At 71.1% G+C, this 16073-nt stretch carries 16 protein-coding genes and 1 pseudogene; 7 read left to right on the top strand and 10 right to left on the bottom strand.

All coding sequences use genetic code 11. From position 1 onward, the window contains the following. Positions 1-5: 5 nt before the first annotated feature. The 4 genes from ACWD02_RS23575 to argC are packed head-to-tail and all read right to left on the bottom strand — an operon-like array spanning position 6 to position 4328. Entirely contained in the window at positions 6-1214 is a 1209-nt protein-coding gene (locus ACWD02_RS23575) for an acetylornithine transaminase (RefSeq protein ID WP_451214148.1), read from the bottom strand. Beyond that, positions 1211-2152 (bottom strand): acetylglutamate kinase, encoded by a 942-nt coding sequence (gene argB / locus ACWD02_RS23570; RefSeq protein ID WP_451214145.1) that lies wholly within the window; start codon positions 2150-2152, stop codon positions 1211-1213. Before argB ends, ACWD02_RS23575 begins: the two co-directional genes overlap by 4 nt. Further along, complete coding sequence (gene argJ, locus ACWD02_RS23565; protein ID WP_451214141.1) at positions 2149-3303, bottom strand: bifunctional glutamate N-acetyltransferase/amino-acid acetyltransferase ArgJ; 1155 nt, start codon at positions 3301-3303, stop codon at positions 2149-2151. Before argJ ends, argB begins: the two co-directional genes overlap by 4 nt. Beyond that, complete coding sequence (gene argC / locus ACWD02_RS23560) at positions 3300-4328, bottom strand: N-acetyl-gamma-glutamyl-phosphate reductase (protein WP_451214138.1); 1029 nt, start codon at positions 4326-4328, stop codon at positions 3300-3302. The genes argJ and argC overlap by 4 nt, the downstream gene beginning before the upstream one ends. Positions 4329-4519: 191 nt before the next feature. Here argC and ACWD02_RS23555 point away from each other — a divergent pair, with 191 nt between their 5' ends. From ACWD02_RS23555 to ACWD02_RS23545, 3 genes are all read left to right on the top strand, one after another. Next, a complete protein-coding gene (locus tag ACWD02_RS23555) occupies positions 4520-4993 on the top strand; it encodes a VOC family protein (RefSeq protein ID WP_451214135.1) in 474 nt (157 codons plus the stop codon). Positions 4994-5096: 103 nt separating this feature from the next. Further along, entirely contained in the window at positions 5097-6083 is a 987-nt protein-coding gene (locus ACWD02_RS23550; protein ID WP_451214132.1) for an aldo/keto reductase, read from the top strand. 47 nt (positions 6084-6130) lie between these two features. Further along, positions 6131-6658 carry a DUF6314 family protein gene (locus ACWD02_RS23545; RefSeq protein WP_451214129.1) on the top strand — a complete coding sequence of 176 codons (528 nt, stop codon included), beginning with the start codon at positions 6131-6133 and terminating at the stop codon, positions 6656-6658. Here the strand turns inward: ACWD02_RS23545 and ACWD02_RS23540 are convergent. Beyond that, a pseudogene (locus tag ACWD02_RS23540) lies at positions 6600-7079 on the bottom strand (histidine phosphatase family protein). The gene ACWD02_RS23545 and the pseudogene ACWD02_RS23540 overlap by 59 nt on opposite strands. 3 nt (positions 7080-7082) lie before the next feature. Further along, positions 7083-8528: an aminotransferase-like domain-containing protein gene (locus ACWD02_RS23535; protein WP_451214126.1), complete on the bottom strand. Its 1446-nt coding sequence runs from the start codon at positions 8526-8528 to the stop codon at positions 7083-7085. Here ACWD02_RS23535 and ACWD02_RS23530 point away from each other — a divergent pair. Continuing rightward, the gene (locus tag ACWD02_RS23530; protein ID WP_451214123.1) at positions 8527-9471 is read left to right on the top strand and encodes a DMT family transporter; all 945 of its coding nucleotides are present in this window, start codon (positions 8527-8529) and stop codon (positions 9469-9471) included. The genes ACWD02_RS23535 and ACWD02_RS23530 overlap by 2 nt on opposite strands. A gap of 78 nt (positions 9472-9549) precedes the next feature. After that, positions 9550-9744: a DUF1918 domain-containing protein gene (locus ACWD02_RS23525; RefSeq protein WP_363210929.1), complete on the top strand. Its 195-nt coding sequence runs from the start codon at positions 9550-9552 to the stop codon at positions 9742-9744. 25 nt (positions 9745-9769) lie between these two features. Here ACWD02_RS23525 and ACWD02_RS23520 read toward each other — a convergent pair whose 3' ends face one another. Beyond that, positions 9770-11002 (bottom strand): glycoside hydrolase family 10 protein, encoded by a 1233-nt coding sequence (locus ACWD02_RS23520; RefSeq protein WP_451214120.1) that lies wholly within the window; start codon positions 11000-11002, stop codon positions 9770-9772. A gap of 179 nt (positions 11003-11181) precedes the next feature. On the opposite strand from ACWD02_RS23520, the gene ACWD02_RS23515 reads away from it, so the two are divergent. Together ACWD02_RS23515 and ACWD02_RS23510 are read left to right on the top strand one after the other, a co-directional pair. Further along, positions 11182-12042: a 3-hydroxybutyryl-CoA dehydrogenase gene (locus ACWD02_RS23515; protein WP_451214117.1), complete on the top strand. Its 861-nt coding sequence runs from the start codon at positions 11182-11184 to the stop codon at positions 12040-12042. Between the two features lie 203 nt (positions 12043-12245). Further along, positions 12246-12503: a hypothetical protein gene (locus ACWD02_RS23510; protein ID WP_451214115.1), complete on the top strand. Its 258-nt coding sequence runs from the start codon at positions 12246-12248 to the stop codon at positions 12501-12503. Here the strand turns inward: ACWD02_RS23510 and ACWD02_RS23505 are convergent. The 3 genes from ACWD02_RS23505 to ACWD02_RS23495 form a co-directional block, all read right to left on the bottom strand. Continuing rightward, positions 12500-13042: an NUDIX domain-containing protein gene (locus ACWD02_RS23505; RefSeq protein WP_160503895.1), complete on the bottom strand. Its 543-nt coding sequence runs from the start codon at positions 13040-13042 to the stop codon at positions 12500-12502. The two genes, ACWD02_RS23510 and ACWD02_RS23505, sit on opposite strands and share 4 nt — an antisense overlap. Positions 13043-13175: 133 nt before the next feature. Continuing rightward, entirely contained in the window at positions 13176-14525 is a 1350-nt protein-coding gene (locus ACWD02_RS23500; protein ID WP_451214111.1) for a transcriptional regulator, read from the bottom strand. Between the two features lie 267 nt (positions 14526-14792). Further along, positions 14793-15926, bottom strand: coding sequence for a PP2C family protein-serine/threonine phosphatase (locus ACWD02_RS23495; protein WP_451214108.1), 1134 nt, complete (start codon positions 15924-15926; stop codon positions 14793-14795). Positions 15927-16073: the final 147 nt, after the last annotated feature.

Genomic DNA, 16073 nt, shown 5'->3' with positions numbered 1-16073 from the left:
TCGTCTCATTCTCCGGATCGTCCGTCCCCGTCGGCCGCGGTGGCCTGGTCAAGCACGCCTGGCAGGGCCCCGATGAGCGCGTCCACCTCGTCGTCGCGCACGTTCAGCGGCGGCATCAGCCGTACGACATCAGGGGCGGGCGCGTTCACCAGGAAGCCGGCGTCCTGAGCCGCCTGCTGCACCTGGGGCGCGAGCGGCTCGGTGAGCACGATACCCAGCAGCAGGCCCGCGCCCCGGACATGGCCCACGAGCGGGTGTCCGAGTGACTCGATTCCGTCGCGCAGCTTCTCGCTCGCCCGCTTCACGTTGTCCAGGAGTCCGTCGGCCTCGATCGTGTCGAGCACCGCGAGTCCCGCGGCGCATGCCACGGGGTTCCCGCCGAACGTCGTTCCGTGGTGACCGGGCTTCAGGAGCTCGGCCGCCGCACCGAACGCGACCGTCGCGCCGAGCGGCAGGCCGCCGCCGAGACCCTTCGCGAGCGTGACGACGTCGGGCTGCACGCCCTCGTGCGCGAGGTACTCGAACCAGTGGCCGGTACGGCCGATTCCGGTCTGCACCTCGTCGAGGACGAGGAGGGTTCCGGTGACCTTGGTGATGTCGCGGGCCGCCTTGAGATAGCCCGCGGGCGGCACGACCACGCCGTTCTCGCCCTGGATGGGCTCGATGACGACGAGGGCCGTCTCTTCGGTGACCGCGGCCCGCAGGGCCTCGACGTCGCCGTACGGGACGTGGGTGACGTCGCCGGGCAGCGGCAGGAACGGCTCCCGCTTGCCGGGCTGGCCGGTGAGCGCGAGCGCCCCCATGGTCCGGCCGTGGAAGCCGCCGTCCGTGGCGACCATGTGCGAACGCCCGGTCAGGCGGCCGATCTTGAAGGCGCCTTCGTTGGCCTCGGCGCCGGAGTTGCAGAAGTACACCCGGCCCTCGCGCCCGAAGAGCTGGAGCAGCCGCTCGGCCAGGGCGACCGGCGGCTCGGCGACGAACAGGTTCGATACGTGGCCCAGGGAGGCGATCTGGGTGCTGACCGCCTCGACGACCGCCGGGTGGGCGTGGCCGAGCGCGTTGACCGCGATGCCGCCGACGAAGTCGACGTACTCCTTGCCGTCGGCGTCCCAGAGCTTGGCTCCCGCGCCGCGGACGAGGGGCAGCCTGGGGGTGCCGTAGTTGTCCATCAGCGCGTCCTGCCAGCGCTTGGTCAGCTCCTCGTTGCCGGTCATGCCGCTTCCCCCTCGGTCAGGTCGTCGGGCGCGTCCGGCACGACCATCGTGCCGATGCCCTCGTCGGTGAAGATCTCCAGCAGGATCGAGTGCTGGACCCGGCCGTCGATCACACGGGCCGTCTCGACGCCGTTGCGCACGGCGTGCAGGCAGCCCTCCATCTTCGGGACCATGCCGCTGGCCAGCTCGGGCAGGAGCTTCTCCAGCTCCTTCGCGGTCAGGCGGCTGATCACCTCGTCGCTGTTGGGCCAGTCCTCATAGAGGCCCTCGACGTCCGTGAGGACCATGAGGGTCTCGGCGTCCAGCGCAGCCGCAAGTGCCGCAGCCGCCGTATCAGCATTGACGTTGTAGACATGGTGGTCGTCCTGGGAGCGGGCGATCGAGGAGACGACCGGGATGCGGCCGTCCGCGAGCAGTGCCTCGATGGCGCCGGTGTCGATCTCGGTGATCTCGCCGACGCGGCCGATGTCGACCAACTCGCCCTCGATGCGGGGCTGGTGCTTGGTGGCGGTGATGGTGTGCGCGTCCTCGCCGGTGAGACCGACGGCCAGCGGGCCGTGCTGGTTGAGCAGCCCGACGAGCTCACGCTGCACCTGTCCGGCGAGCACCATCCGTACGACGTCCATGGCGTCCTCGGTGGTGACGCGCAGGCCCGCCTTGAACTCGCTGACGATGCCGTGGCGGTCGAGGGCCTTGCTGATCTGCGGTCCGCCGCCGTGCACGACGACGGGCCTGAGGCCCGCGTGGTGCAGGAAGACGACGTCCTGCGCGAAGGCCGCCTTCAGCGCCTCGTCGACCATGGCGTTGCCGCCGAACTTGATGACGACGGTCTTGCCGCGGTGCCTGGTCAGCCAGGGCAGCGCCTCGATGAGGATCTGCGCCTTGGGGAGCGCGGTGTGCTTCCGCGCGGTCGGATTGCCGCTCGTGTTGCCGCTCATGAGGAGTACGCGCTGTTCTCGTGGACGTAGTCGGCGGTGAGGTCGTTGGCCCAGATCACGACGGACTCGGCGGTGCCCGCAGCCAGGTCCGCGGTGATCTTGATTTCCCGGTAGCGCATGTCGACGAGGTCGCGGTCCTCGCCCACGCTGCCGTTCTTGCAGACCCAGACGTCGTTGATGGCGACGTTCAGCTGGTCGGGCTCGAAGGCGGCCTTCGTGGTGCCGATGGCGGAGAGGACCCGGCCCCAGTTGGGGTCCTCGCCGTGCAGGGCGCACTTGAGGAGGTTGTTGCGGGCGATGGAGCGGCCCACCTCGACGGCGTCGTCCTCACTCGCCGCGTTGATGACCTCGATCCGGATGTCCTTGCTCGCGCCCTCGGCGTCGCCGATGAGCTGGCGGGCGAGATCGTCACAGACGGTACGGACGGCCTCGGCGAACTCGGCGTATTCCGGGGCCACTTGAGAAGCGCCGGAGGCGAGAAGCAGCACCGTGTCGTTCGTCGACATGCAGCCGTCGGAGTCGACCCGGTCGAAGGTGACCTTCGTGGCGTCCCGCAGGGCCTTGTCCAGGACGTCGGCCTCCAGGTCGGCGTCCGTGGTCAGGACGACGAGCATCGTGGCGAGTCCGGGGGCGAGCATGCCCGCGCCCTTCGCCATGCCGCCCACGGTCCAGCCGTCCTTCGTGACCACGGCCGTCTTGTGCACGCTGTCGGTGGTCTTGATGGCGATGGCGGCCTTCTCGCCGCCGTGCGCGGAGAGTTCACCGGCCGCACTCTCGACGCCCGGCAGGAGCTTGTCCATGGGGAGCGTGACACCGATGAGGCCCGTCGACGCGACGGCGACCTCGCCCGCGTTCAGGTCGAGGGTCTCGGCGACCTTCTCGGCGGTGGCGTGCGTGTCCTGGAAGCCCTGCGGCCCCGTACAGGCGTTGGCGCCACCGGAGTTGAGGACGACGGCCGACACGAGTCCGCCCTTGACGACCTGCTCCGACCAGAGGACGGGAGCGGCCTTGACGCGGTTGGAGGTGAAGACGCCCGCGGCGGCCAGGCGGGGCCCGGTGTTGACCACGAGGGCCAGGTCCGGGTTGCCGTTCTCCTTGATCCCGGCGGCGATGCCCGCCGCCGTGAATCCCTTAGCTGCCGTCACACTCACGGCGCGACTCCGATCGTAGAGAGCCCGGTGGCCTCGTCGAGGCCGAGGGCGATGTTCATGCTCTGCAGGGCGCCGCCCGCGGTGCCCTTGGTGAGGTTGTCGATGGCGCTGATCACGATGACGCGCCCCGCCGCCTCGTCGTACGCGACCTGGATCTGTACGGCGTTCGAGCCGTACACGGCGGCGGTCGCGGGCCACTGCCCCTCGGGGAGCAGCCGGACGAAGGGCTCGTCCGCGTAGGCCTTCTCGTACGCGGCCCGCACGCTCTCGGCGGTGACCCCCTCCTTCGCCTTCGCGCTGCACGTGGCGAGGATGCCGCGGGGCATCGGGGCCAGGGTGGGCGTGAAGGAGACGGTGACGGGGGTGCCCGCGGCCACGGAAAGGTTCTGGGTCATCTCGGGGGTGTGCCGGTGGACCCCGCCGACGCCGTACGGCGACATGGAGCCCATGACCTCGGAGCCGAGCAGATGCGGCTTGGCGGCCTTGCCCGCGCCCGAGGTCCCGGAAGCGGCGACGACGACCGCCTCGGCCTCGGCGAGCCCGGCGGCGTACGCGGGAAAGAGCGCGAGCGATACGGCGGTGGGATAGCAGCCGGGCACCGCGATGCGCTTGGAGCCTTCGAGGGCCGCGCGGGCGCCGGGCAGCTCGGGCAGGCCGTAGGGCCAGGTTCCGGCGTGCTCGCTGCCGTAGAACTTCTCCCAGTCGGCCGCGTCCTTGAGCCGGAAGTCGGCGCCCATGTCGACGACGAGGACGTCCGGGCCGAGCTGCTCGGCGACGGCGGCGGACTGGCCGTGGGGCAGGGCGAGGAAGACGACATCGTGACCGGCGAGCACCTCGGCGGTGGTCGGCTCCAGAACCCGGTCGGCGAGCGGCATCAGGTGCGGCTGCAGCGCGCCCAGACGCTGGCCCGCGTTCGAGTTGCCGGTCAGGGCGCCGATCTCCACCTCGGGGTGGACGAGCAGCAGACGCAGCAATTCGCCGCCCGCGTACCCACTCGCTCCCGCCACTGCTGCGCGTACCGCCATGGAACCCTCCTCTTGGATGGCATGACTATACGCATGGCCGCAGTTTTATGCAACGAGGGTCAAGGGAGAGGAGCCCGCCGTCGCCGCGGCTTCCGGTACGCGGTCACGCGGGTGGCGATGAGTTCGCGCGCGAGCAAGGGTCAGTACAGACAGGCGACGGACACACGTCGCGCCGACGACAGGAGAGAGTCATGCCCCGCATCACGCCCACCCTCTGGTTCGACACGCAGGGCGAGGACGCCGCCAGGTTCTATGTGTCGGTCTTCCCGAACTCGAAGATCACGAACGTCGCCCACTACGGCGACGCCGGGCCGCGGCCGGCCGGGACCGTGATGACCGTCGACTTCGAGCTCGACGGCCTGCCGTACCTGGTGCTCAACGGCGGCCCCCAGTTCACCTTCAACGAAGCGGTCTCCTTCACGATCGAGTGCGCCGACCAGGCCGAGGTCGACCACTACTGGACGAAGCTCTCCGAGGGTGGCGAGGAGGGCCCCTGTGGCTGGCTCAAGGACAGGTTCGGTCTCTCCTGGCAGGTCGTCCCCGCCGCGTTGGGCGAGCTCGTGTCCGGCCCCGACGAGGCACGGGCGCAGCGCGCCATGGCCGCCATGCTCGGCATGAAGAAGATCGACGTGGCGGCACTGTACGCGGCGGCGGACCAGAAGTGACCCCAACGCCCTTACAAATGGTTTGACTTGGAGCTGACTCCAACTCCTAGGGTCGGAGCCGTCCGCCCTGCACGGGCACACGGCTCCACCTGGAGGTACCGGCATGACCAGCATTCCCACCCGCCGTCTCGGTGCACTGACCGTCTCGGCGCAAGGGCTCGGCTGCATGGGGATGAGCCACGCGTACGGCGCCTCGGACGACGCGCAGTCGATCGCGACGCTCCACCGCGCCCTCGACCTCGGCGTCACCCTGCTCGACACGTCCGACTTCTACGGCGAGGGGCACAACGAAGAGCTGATCGGCCGCGCGCTGGCCGGCCGCCGCGAGCAGGCCGTCCTCGCCACGAAGTTCGGCTTCGCCAACCGCCTCGGCGAGCCGACGCGGATCAGGGGCGACGCGGCGTACGTACGACAGGCGTGTGACGCCTCGCTGCGGCGGCTCGGGGTCGACCACATCGACCTGTACTACCTGCACCGCGTCGACCAGAGCGTGCCCATCGAGGAGACCGTCGGCGCCATGGACGAGCTCGTCGAGGCCGGGAAGGTACGTCATCTGGGGCTCTCCGAGGCGAGCGCGCAGACGATCCGGCGGGCGCACGCGGTGCATCCGATCGCCGCGCTGCAGAGCGAGTGGTCGCTGTGGACGCGGGACCTGGAGGCGGAGATCGCGCCGGTCTGCCGCGAACTCGGCGTCGGCATCGTGCCGTTCTCGCCGCTCGGCCGCGGTTTCCTGACCGGGCGCTACACCTCGGTCGCCGGTCTCCAGGAAGGGGACATGCGGCGCGACCAGCCGCGGTTCGCCGACGGGAACCTGGAGCGCAACCTGCCCATCGTCGCCGCCCTCAACACGCTCGCCGAGGAGAAGGGCGTCACCGCGGGGCAGCTCGCCCTCGCCTGGGTGCAGCACCGCGGCGATGACGTGGTGCCGATCCCGGGCACGCGCCGGGAGAAGTACCTCACGGAGAACCTGGGCGCGCTCGCCGTCGAGCTCTCCGCCGACGAACTCGCGGCGATCGACGCCGCGGCACCGGCGGGTGCGGTCGCCGGGACGCGGTACGACGAGAACAGTCTTGGATTCGTCGACAAGTAGACATCCCGGGTCACCGGCCGGGGGTGGCGGCCGCGTAGCCTGCGGTCATGCCCTTTCCGGATGAAGCAGCCGCGCACGACGGCGCGCGACACGTGGAGGGCCCTCGGGCCTTCCACGGCGTACCGGACGTGCTGGCGTACCTGGCCGGGGCCTGGCAGGTGGAACGGACGGCCCGGGATCTGGCGGGCGACGCGGAAGGTCACTTCTCGGGCACCACGGTGTTCGCCCCGTCCGATGACGGCGGCCTCCTGCACCACGAGTCCGGCACCTTCACCTGGCGCGGCACTCCCCGCCCCGCCGGACGCACCCTCCGCTTCGTGCCGGGAGACGACCCCGCCACCGCGCACGTCCTGTTCGCCGACGGCCGCCCCTTCCACGACCTGGACCTGCGCACCGGCAGGCACACCGCCGACCACCCGTGCGCGCTCGACCTCTACCGCGGCGAGTTCGAGGTGTACGACGAGCGGCGCTGGCGTACCCGGTGGCGGGTCGCTGGCCCGGCCAAGGACCTGATCCTCACGACGGCGTACACGCGATGCGCAGGTTCCAGCGGCCCCCGCGACCGGTCGGGGTGACCGTCGACAGGGGGCGGACGTCGATGTTCCAGTACGTCGACGGGGGCGCCTTCAGGGCGTGGACGAGCGCCGAGCGGACCACCGCGGGCTCGGCCACCGCGAGACCCGCGGGCCGTCACCGACGGGCCGCGTGTCCAGCCGGCCGCCGATCCGCGAGATGAACCCGAGGAGCAACTCGCCCCCGTGCGGGCCGAGTGCGGATCCCGCAGCCAGCGTCGACGGCGGCCGGCTCGCACGCCGTCACGTCGGCCAGGGTCAGACCGCGCCGGCGTCCCATGTTGCAGTCCCGCAGGGCGGGTTGGGCCAGGGGCGCGAAGCCGAGGCCGTCGCCGGTGGCGCGGCTGCGCGGCGTGGGCGAGCAGTAGCGCAGCTCGGCCACGCCCAACGGCACCAGGGCAGGCGCGGTCAACTGGGCGGGCAGCCCTCAGCGGGCGCTCCCCCACACCTCGTCGCACGCCCCTCGCAGCCTGCGTACCCCTTCGGCGATCTCCTGGACCCCGGCGACCGCGGCGAAGCTCATCCTCAGGTGCGCCGCGGGAGGTTCGGCCGCGAAGTACGGGCGGCCGGGGGCCACCGCGACGCCCGCGCGCAGTGCCGCTCCCGCGAGGGCCGCCTCGTCCGTGCCGTCGGGCAGGCGCAGCCACAGGAGGTAGCCGCCCGCGGGGATGTGCGGCAGGGCGAGTTCGGGCAGGTGAAGGCGCAGGGCCGCGGCCATCGCGTCCCTGCGGTCCTTCAACTCCCCTGCCACGTTGCGCAGATGACGCGGCCAGGCCGGGGAACCGACCAGTTCGAGCGCCGCCTCCTGAAGCGGTCTCGGCACGAAGAAGTGGTCGACGACCTGGATCGCGCGCAGCCGCTCGAGGACCGGGCCGCGCGCGGCGAGCGCGCTCACCCTGAAGCTCGGCGACGTCGCCTTGGTGAGCGAGCAGACGTGCACCACGACCCCGTCGGGGTCGTCGGACTGCAGGGGCCTGGGCAGCGGCCCCGCGTCCTCGTGGACGAGACGGCGCACGAAGTCGTCCTCGATGACGAAGGCCCCGGCCTCGCGGGCGATGCGGAGCACCTCCGGGCGCCGCTCCGCCAAGAGCACCGCCCCCGTCGGGTTCTGGAACAGCGGCTGGCAGACGAACACCCGCGCCCCCGTGGCCTTGAACGCCGCGGCGAGCAGCTGGGGTCGTACACCGTCCACGTCCACCGGCACCGGAACCGGCCGCAGTCCCGCCGCGCGGGCGATGGCCAGCATGCCGGGGTAGGTCGGTGACTCGACCAGGACGGGCGCGCCGGGTGGGGCGAGCGCCCGCAGTGCCGTGGTGAGCCCGCTCTGGCCGCCCGCGGTGATCAGCACCTCGGCGGCCGTGATCGCGCCGCCGATGCCCCGCGCGAACCACTCCCGCAGCTCGGGGAGGCCGTCGATCGGCGGCCTCCCCCACGCGCCGGGCCGCCGCCCCGCCCGGGCGAGGGCCGCCGCCATCGCGCGCTCGGGCTGCAGCGAGGGGTGCAGATAGCCGCCGTTGAACTCGATGACGCCGTGCGAGGGCGCCGCGAGCGTGACCAGGACCCCGGAGGCGTCCACCGCGCGCGGCACGAGTTCCGTCGCCGCGTCGGCGCTCAGCGACACCTCTTGCCACGAGGTGTCCCCGGTCGGCGCCACGGTGGTCTGCGGTTCGGCGCGGAACACACCGGCGCCGGGCCGGGAGACGACCAGGCCCTCGGCGGCCAGTTGCCCCAGGGCCCGCGACACGGTCACCGGGCTCACCCTGAACCGGTCGACCAGCGCCCGGCTCGACGGCAGCTTTCCACCAGGAGAGTAGCGGTCCAACTCGTCCCGCAACCGTTTGACCAACTCAGCGACACTGCTACCCTCATGCATGACAGCACAGGATAGCGCTACTCGCCCGAGCCGGATAGCGGTCACCACGGCCCCCGCCACAGCCGCAGGGCCCCCGCAGCACCGCTCCCGCAGAGCGGGCACCGTCATGGCCGCGCTCGGCGTCACCGCCTTCTCGCTCACGTTCCCCGCCACCGCGTGGGGGCTCGAGGGCATCGGCCCCTGGTCGTTCGTGGCCCTGCGCTGCGTCCTGAGCGCGGTCATCGCGGGCGGCGCCCTGCTCGTCCTGCGCATCCCGCTGCCCGCCCGCCGCCACTGGGCCGGGCTCGCGGTCGTCGCCGCCGGGGTCGTCGTCGGCTTCCCGCTGCTCACCACGCTCGCCCTGCAGACCTCCACCACCGCCCACGCGGCCGTGGTCGTCGGCCTGCTCCCGCTGACCACCGCCGTGTTCTCGGCGCTGCGCACCGGGGCCCGTCCCTCGCGCACGTTCTGGGCCGCGGCCCTCACCGGCGCGGCTGCGGTGATCGCGTTCACGGTCCAGCAGAGCGGTGGCGCCCTGTCGACCGCCGACCTCTACCTCTTCGCCTCGCTCCTCATCTGCGCGGCCGGCTACACCGAGGGCGGTCGTCTCGCCCGCGAGATGCCGGGCTGGCAGGTCATCGGCTGGGCGCTGGTCCTGTGCCTGCCGCTCGCCGTGGTGGGCGCGGCGGTCGCCCTCCAGCACGAGCCCTTCCAGCTCACCGGACACAGCACCGCCGGGCTGCTCTACGCCGCCATCGGCTCGCAGTTCCTCGGCCTGGTCGTCTGGTACCGGGGCATGGCCGCGATCGGCGTGCCCAAGGCCAGCCAGCTCCAGCTGGCGCAGCCGCTGCTCACGCTGGTCTGGTCGGTGTTCCTGCTCGGCGAGCACCTCACCCCGGCCGCGCCACTGACCGCCGCGGCCGTCCTCGTCTGCATCGCGGTGACCCAACGGGCGCGCAGCTAGGGCCCAAGGTTCCGCCACCGGACGTAGACTTGCGGCCACGGAAAGCAACCGCAGGGTGGGACAAGGAGGTCGCTCCAGATGCGTGCAACCGTAGGCGACGAGCTGGTGCTGCACGGCAGGACCGTCGGGCAGCACGACCGGATCGCACAGGTCGTCGAGGTGCTCGGCGCGGACGGCGGCCCGCCGTATCGCGTCCGCTTCGACGACGGCCACGAGACTCTGCTGTCACCGGGCCCCGACACCGTCGTACGGCACCAGGACCCGGCCTCGTAACATCCGGCGCAGGACCCGATCGGCGTCAGCGGGGTGGCTTGGCCGGCTTGTGGTAGTGGTCGGCCACCACGCGCGCCATCGCGCCGATCTTGTCCACGCCCACTTCCTTCGCCGAGAAGTACACATGACCGCGGGCCTGCGGGAACCCCTTGGCGTACGTGAGGTGGCGGGACAGCTCGGCGGGGTCCTGCCAGGCGGCGGGCTGTGCGGGGTCGCCCGCCTTGTAGAGGGCCTCCCCCACGTACAGGCGCACGCCCGTGCCCTCGACGACATCGGCCCACCAGGGCAGCAGCTTGCCGTAGTCCGCCACGGTGAAGCCGATGTTCCAGTACAGCTGGGGGCAGATGTAGTCGAGCCAGCCCTTCTTGACCCAGCCGCGCGTGTCGGCGTGCAGGTTGTCGTAGGTCTGCACGCCGGCCTGGGTGTCCGAACCGAGCGGATCGGTCGAGGCATTGCGCCACACCCCGAACGGGCTGATCCCGAACTGCGCGCGCCCCCGCACCTTCTTCACCCGCGTCGCCATCTCCCGCACCAGGCGGTCGATGTTGTCGCGCCGCCAGGCGGCCCGGTCCGGGAAACCGCCGCCGTAGCGCGCGAAGGCGTCGTCGTCGTCGAAGACCTGCCCGGCGACCGGATACGGGTAGAAGTAGTCGTCCCAGTGCACCGCGTCGATGGCGTAGTGGCGCAGGGCGTCGAGCATCGCGTCCTGGACGAAGCGGCGCACCTCGGGCAGACCGGGGTTGTAGTAGAGCTTCCCGCCGTACGGCACGACCCAGTCGGGGTGCAGGCGCGCGGGGTGTGTCGGGACGAGCCGCGAGGGGTCCGTGTGGTTGGCGATGCGGAAGGGGTTGAACCACGCGTGCAGTTCAAGGCCCCTGCGGTGTGCCTCGGCCACGGCGGTGCCCAGCGGGTCCCAGCCGGGGTGCTTGCCCTGCACGCCGGTCAGGCACTCCGCCCAGGGCTCGTACGGCGAGGGCCACAACGCGTCGGCGGTGGGCCGCACTTGGAAGACCACGGCGTTCAGGCGGCGCCGTACGGCCGTGTCGAGGTGACCGATCAGCTCGGCGCGCTGCTCGGCCGCCGGGAGTCCGGGCTTCGACGGCCAGTCGCGGTTGACGACGGTCGCCAGCCACATGCCCCGCAGCTCGCGGCGCGAAGGAGCCCTCCCGGGCACGGCTGCCGCGTCCCCCGCCGCTGTGAGCCCCGCCACCATCGCGGCTGCCGCAATCGTGAAACCTCGGCGTGACATACGCCTCATCCGCTCGCCCCCTGGCCTGTATATCCGCCGGAACCGCTGCTTGTACCGGACAGCATGCCCGACCCGGCACGTCATGCACCTGAGGTTCGGCGGTAACGTTCACCGCTGGGGCAGACACCGCATCCATACGGGGGACTGCCCGCCCGTTGATCAGCGAAAGGCACGAGGTGACCGACTCTATGCCCGACATCGCACGCGTCGGAGTAGTGGGCTGTGGCCAGATGGGCGCCGGGATCGCGGAGGTCTGCGCCCGCTCCGGACTGGACGTGATGGTCGCGGAGACCACCGGCGAGGCCCTGGAGATCGGCCGCACCCGGCTCTACAACTCCCTCTCCAAGGCCGCCGAGCGCGGCAAGATCTCGGAGGAGGAGCGCGACGAGACGCTCGGCCGTCTCAGCTTCACGACCGACCTCGGGGAGTTCTCCGACCGCGACCTCGTCATCGAGGCGGTCGTCGAGAACGAGGCGGTCAAGACCGAGATCTTCCAGGTGCTCGACCAGGTGGTGACTAGGCAGGACGCGATCCTCGCCTCCAACACCTCCTCCATCCCGCTGGTGAAGCTGGCCGTCGCGACGTCGCGCCCCGACGCGGTCATCGGCATCCACTTCTTCAACCCGGCACCCGTGCAGCAGCTCGTCGAGCTGATCCCCGCGCTCACGACGTCCGAGGGGACGATCAGCCGCGCGCAGGCCATGGTCGAGAAGGTGCTCGGCAAGCACGCGATCCGCGCCCAGGACCGCTCGGGCTTCGTGGTCAACGCCCTGCTCATCCCGTACCTGCTCTCCGCGATCCGGATGTTCGAGTCGGGCATCGCGAGCCGCGAGGACATCGACAACGGCATGGAGATGGGCTGTGCCCACCCGATGGGTCCGCTCAAGCTCGCCGACCTGATCGGCCTCGACACCGTCGCCTCGGTCGCCGACAGCATGTACGCCGAGTACAAGGAGCCGCTGTACGCCGCTCCCCCGCTGCTCCAGCGGATGGTGGACGCGGGAAGGCTCGGCCGTAAGTCCGGCTCGGGCTTCTACCCGTACGGCTGACGCGGCGGGCTCACACCTGCACCCGGAACTTCGCACCGCACGCGGGCCGGGCACTCGACCGAGTGCCGGGCCCGCGGCGTTCACACACCGTGTGCGCCATGGGCTCGCATATGCCCTTCGCACACTCTCCCGTCCTGGCCACCAGGCGAGTTGACTTTCTGTGCGCAGCAGGGGGATCGACAGCTACAGAGAGGAGCGGACCAGTGACCGCCGACCCCGAGCATCGCGTGGTCCCGCAAGAACTCGCCGAGTTACGCCGCAGCTTGGACGTGGGTCTGACCCGCGTCGACGGACAGCTGGCGTTGCTCACCCAACACGACGAACAAAGCGTCAAAAACCAGGATGAACTGACCGTAAGGATCACCGCACTTGAGCACACTCGATGGCCGCTGCCCGCCCTTCTCGCCCTGACGGCGGTCGGTGCGCTCGCCGTGGCGATCTGGCAGGCCATCGGCCGTTAGTGCGCGTCCTGGCCCAGACGCAGGTGGTGCAGGAGGAGTAGTGCCGCCGCCATGTTGGCGGCGGGTACTTCTCCGCGGGCCACCATGTCAGGGACGAGTTTGAGTGGGACCCATTCACGGCGGTCGGACTCGAAGTCGTCCTCGGGATGACCGATGTAGGTGCACTCGTCGGACCAGTAGATGTGGTGTCTGGCATCGGTGAGCCCATTGGACGGCTCGACACTCATGAGGTGTCGTAACGGGCCCGGCCGCCAGCCGGTCTCCTCCTCCATTTCCCGGGCGGCCGCATACGCGAGATCCTCCCCGTCCTCGACGACGCCGGCCGCGAGTTCCCAGCCCCAGCTGTCGGTGATGAAGCGGTGCCGCCAGAGCAGCAGCACCTCGTTGGCCTCATTGACCACGGTGGCCACGGCGACGGGCCGCAGCCGTATCAGGAAGTGATCGAGGTGCCGGCCGTCGGGCAGCTCAACATCTGCCAGATTGACCGTGAACCATCGATTTCCATACACAGTTTGTTCGCTTTGTTTCGTCCACTGCACGGTTCTGCCACCTTCCGCCGAGTAGATGGCAATATCGCAGCAGGAGGGTGTTCAGAGCAGCGTGTGGACGGCGCCCGGATTCAGTGCTCGTCAGTGCTCGCCACGGCCGACGCCGTCGTACGCGCGGCGCGCATCACAGGGGTACGCGCAGCGCCCCGTCGATGAGTTCGGCCGCCTCGGCCGTGCCCGCGCAGTCGCTGCGCACCAGATGTTCCCGCACGGCCCGCAGCCGGTCGCGCAGCCGTTGGGACTCCATCCCCCGTGCCTGTTCTGCCATTTCCACCGCTGTGGCCACCGCCTCGTCGGTGTTCCCCTGGCGCAGTTCGATCTGGCTGAGCATGGCGAGCCGATGGACCCGGCCCCTGTCATGTGCCGGGGTGTCCACCGCCGCAGCCGCGTGTTCGTACGCCCCCGAGAGGTCGCCGAGGCTGAGCAGTGCCTCCGCCACTTGTACGTTGACGAGTCCGGGCTGGACATAGCCGGTTTCGTCCGGCTCGCGCCCACGCCGGATGCGATCCGCCGCGACCTCCGCACGCCGGATGCACGACAGCGCGCTGCTGCCGTCGCCCAGGTGTGCGTACGACTTGGCCTGCATGGCGTAGAGATCGGAGGCCAGGGCCGGGGTCAGTTCGCGCCCCGCGGCGCGCAGCGCGGCCTCCGCGAAGGCCACCGCCTGACGGTACTCGCGCATGAACAGCGACTGGTTGACGAGCAGCGCGATGACATAGGCGCCAAGCCCCCGGTCCCCGCTGGCCTTTGCCAGGCGCAGGGCCTGGTGGAAGTAGCGCTGGGCCAGGCCGTGCGCGTCCGAGTCATAGGCGCAGATCCCCGCGATGGCCACCAACCCACCGGTGGATCTGTGCAGTTGGCGGCCGGTCTCGTCCGTGTAGCTGCCGCGCAGCAGCGGCGCGGCCTCTGCGTTCAGGAAGCCGACGATGCGGGTGCGGGTCGCGATGCCGCCGGTCTTGCGGTACATCTGCTCGTAGTGGGCGCGGGCCGCGCGCATCATGTCGATGTCGGCCGTGCTCACCGGATGCCTGCCGCCACGCGAGACGTCCACGTCCTCGGGCGGGTTCTCCCACTCCCAGACCGGCATCACCGCGGGTGTTCCCGTGACCGCGGGTGCGCCGAGGAGGTGTGGGCGCTGCTGTTCGTCCGAGCGCCACAAGGCCGTGGCCCGCTCCACGAACCCCGAGAGCGTCGAGGCCATGGAGTTGTGCCCGACGGCCGGCAGGCCCGGCACGCCGAGGCCGATGTCGTCGAGGGTGACGGTGCGCTGGAGTCGCCCCGCCAGTACCTCGCAGATCAGGTCGGGCACCTGGCCTCGTGGGCGCTGGCCCTTCAACCACCGTGACACGGCGGTGTGTTCGTACCGCAGGGCGAGGCCTCGCCTCTTCCCTGCCTGATTGACGTGGGCAGCCAGGCCCGCGTGAGAGATTCCCGCCTCGTCGAGGATCGCGTCGAGCAGGGTATTGGGCTGCATGGAGGCCCTCCGGTGGCTCGGTGTGGCCAGCGTAGTAGAGGTGACTTCACACGGGGTGTGAACGGAACGCCCGAATCCGGGGGGTGTGCGCTCTGCCGTCGCCACTCCCGTCACGCTTGACTGAGATTCCTCACAAGGAGGCCGGCCGGGCCGTCGGCTCCCCCTCGAAAAGTACGGCGGCCCACACCGGCGCCGCCCGCCCCGCCGTCTGCCCGACACCTACAGGCGGGGTCGGGCGGCGCAAGGCCGGCGGAGGTTGACGGTGCGTCACGTCATGGTGCTTTGCCGACGCACCGTCTCCCCCTGCTGAACCGGCACCCGCCGTCGGTCGTTCCGCAGGACCAGGAGCGCGGCGTCGTCGGTGGGTAGCCGTCCCGCGTGGCGCGCGAGTTGGGCATACACCGCGCGGATCACCGTCTGGGGCGCGACCGGCGGGACCCGCACCGCTTCGGTGAGCGCCGCCTGGAGCGGGAAGAACCGTCCGGCCGCGTCCCGCGCGTCCTCCATGCCGTCCGTGTGCAGGGCGAGCGCCTCCCCGGGAAGGAGAGGGCCGCAGTGCAGCAGGGGCAGTTCGGCGGGGAGCGGGAAGGGTCCGAGCGGCGGCAGCGGATCCCCGTCGGCCACCGGCTCGGCGTGCCCGCTCAGGCGGTACGGCCAGGGGTGACCGCAGTTGAGCGCGGTCAGCTCGCCCTCCGGGCCTATCTCCATCAGCAGTACGGTGACGAACTCCTCGGCAAGCGGGCTCTCCGGCGCCGGAGAGCCGTTCGCCGGGTGCTCGGCCCGCGAGCGCTCCCGCAGGTGCCGCGCCAGGGAACGCTCCAACTTCCGCAGCACGTGAGGCAGTTCGGGCTCCTCGTGGGCAGCCTCGCGGAAGCTGCCGAGCACCGCGGCGGCCGTACTGATGGCGGTCAGACCATGCCCGCGCACATCGCCCATGACGACCCGGACGCCGTGCTCGGTGGCCATCACCTCGTACAGATCCCCGCCGACGGAGGCGCCGCGTGACGCGGAGAGCCGCCCGGCCGCGACCGTCAGGCCCTCGACGCGCGACGGCAGCGGGCGGAGCAGGACGTTCTGTGCGGCACCCGCGATCTCGCGTAGCTGGCGCAGCTCCCGCAGCAGTGGGCCGCGGACCTGCAATATCAGACCGGTGCCGACCGCGAAGAAGACCGCGCTGGTGACGATCCGGGCCCCGAGGCCTTCCTGCTGGGCGAGCGGGCAGACGAGTTTGTACGTGATGGCGGCCGCGCCCCACACCGTGGGAAGACCGAGCGTGAGGACGCGCCGGATGCGCGGCGGATCCACCCGGGACACCTTCGTCCCGGCCTTCGCCCGCGGCCCGGCCCGGTTCCTCGCCCGGCGCAGCGCCCGGCGGGGATCTCCAGCCCTGATACGGATCATGCCGACGGCCCCCCTAGGCCCTGTTCAGCGTGCGGACCGCGCAGGCCGTGCAGATCAAGGCCCCGCGGCCGCACCGATTCTGTCGACCGTATGAGCCGATCGGACCAGGGAGGGCTTAGTTGTCACTCAAACGAGTGAAGGGCGTAT

This window comes from Streptomyces sp. NPDC002853 (assembly GCF_053591915.1).
Note: the sequence above shows the minus strand (reverse complement) of the source record. Positions and strands in the feature narration are given on the sequence as shown.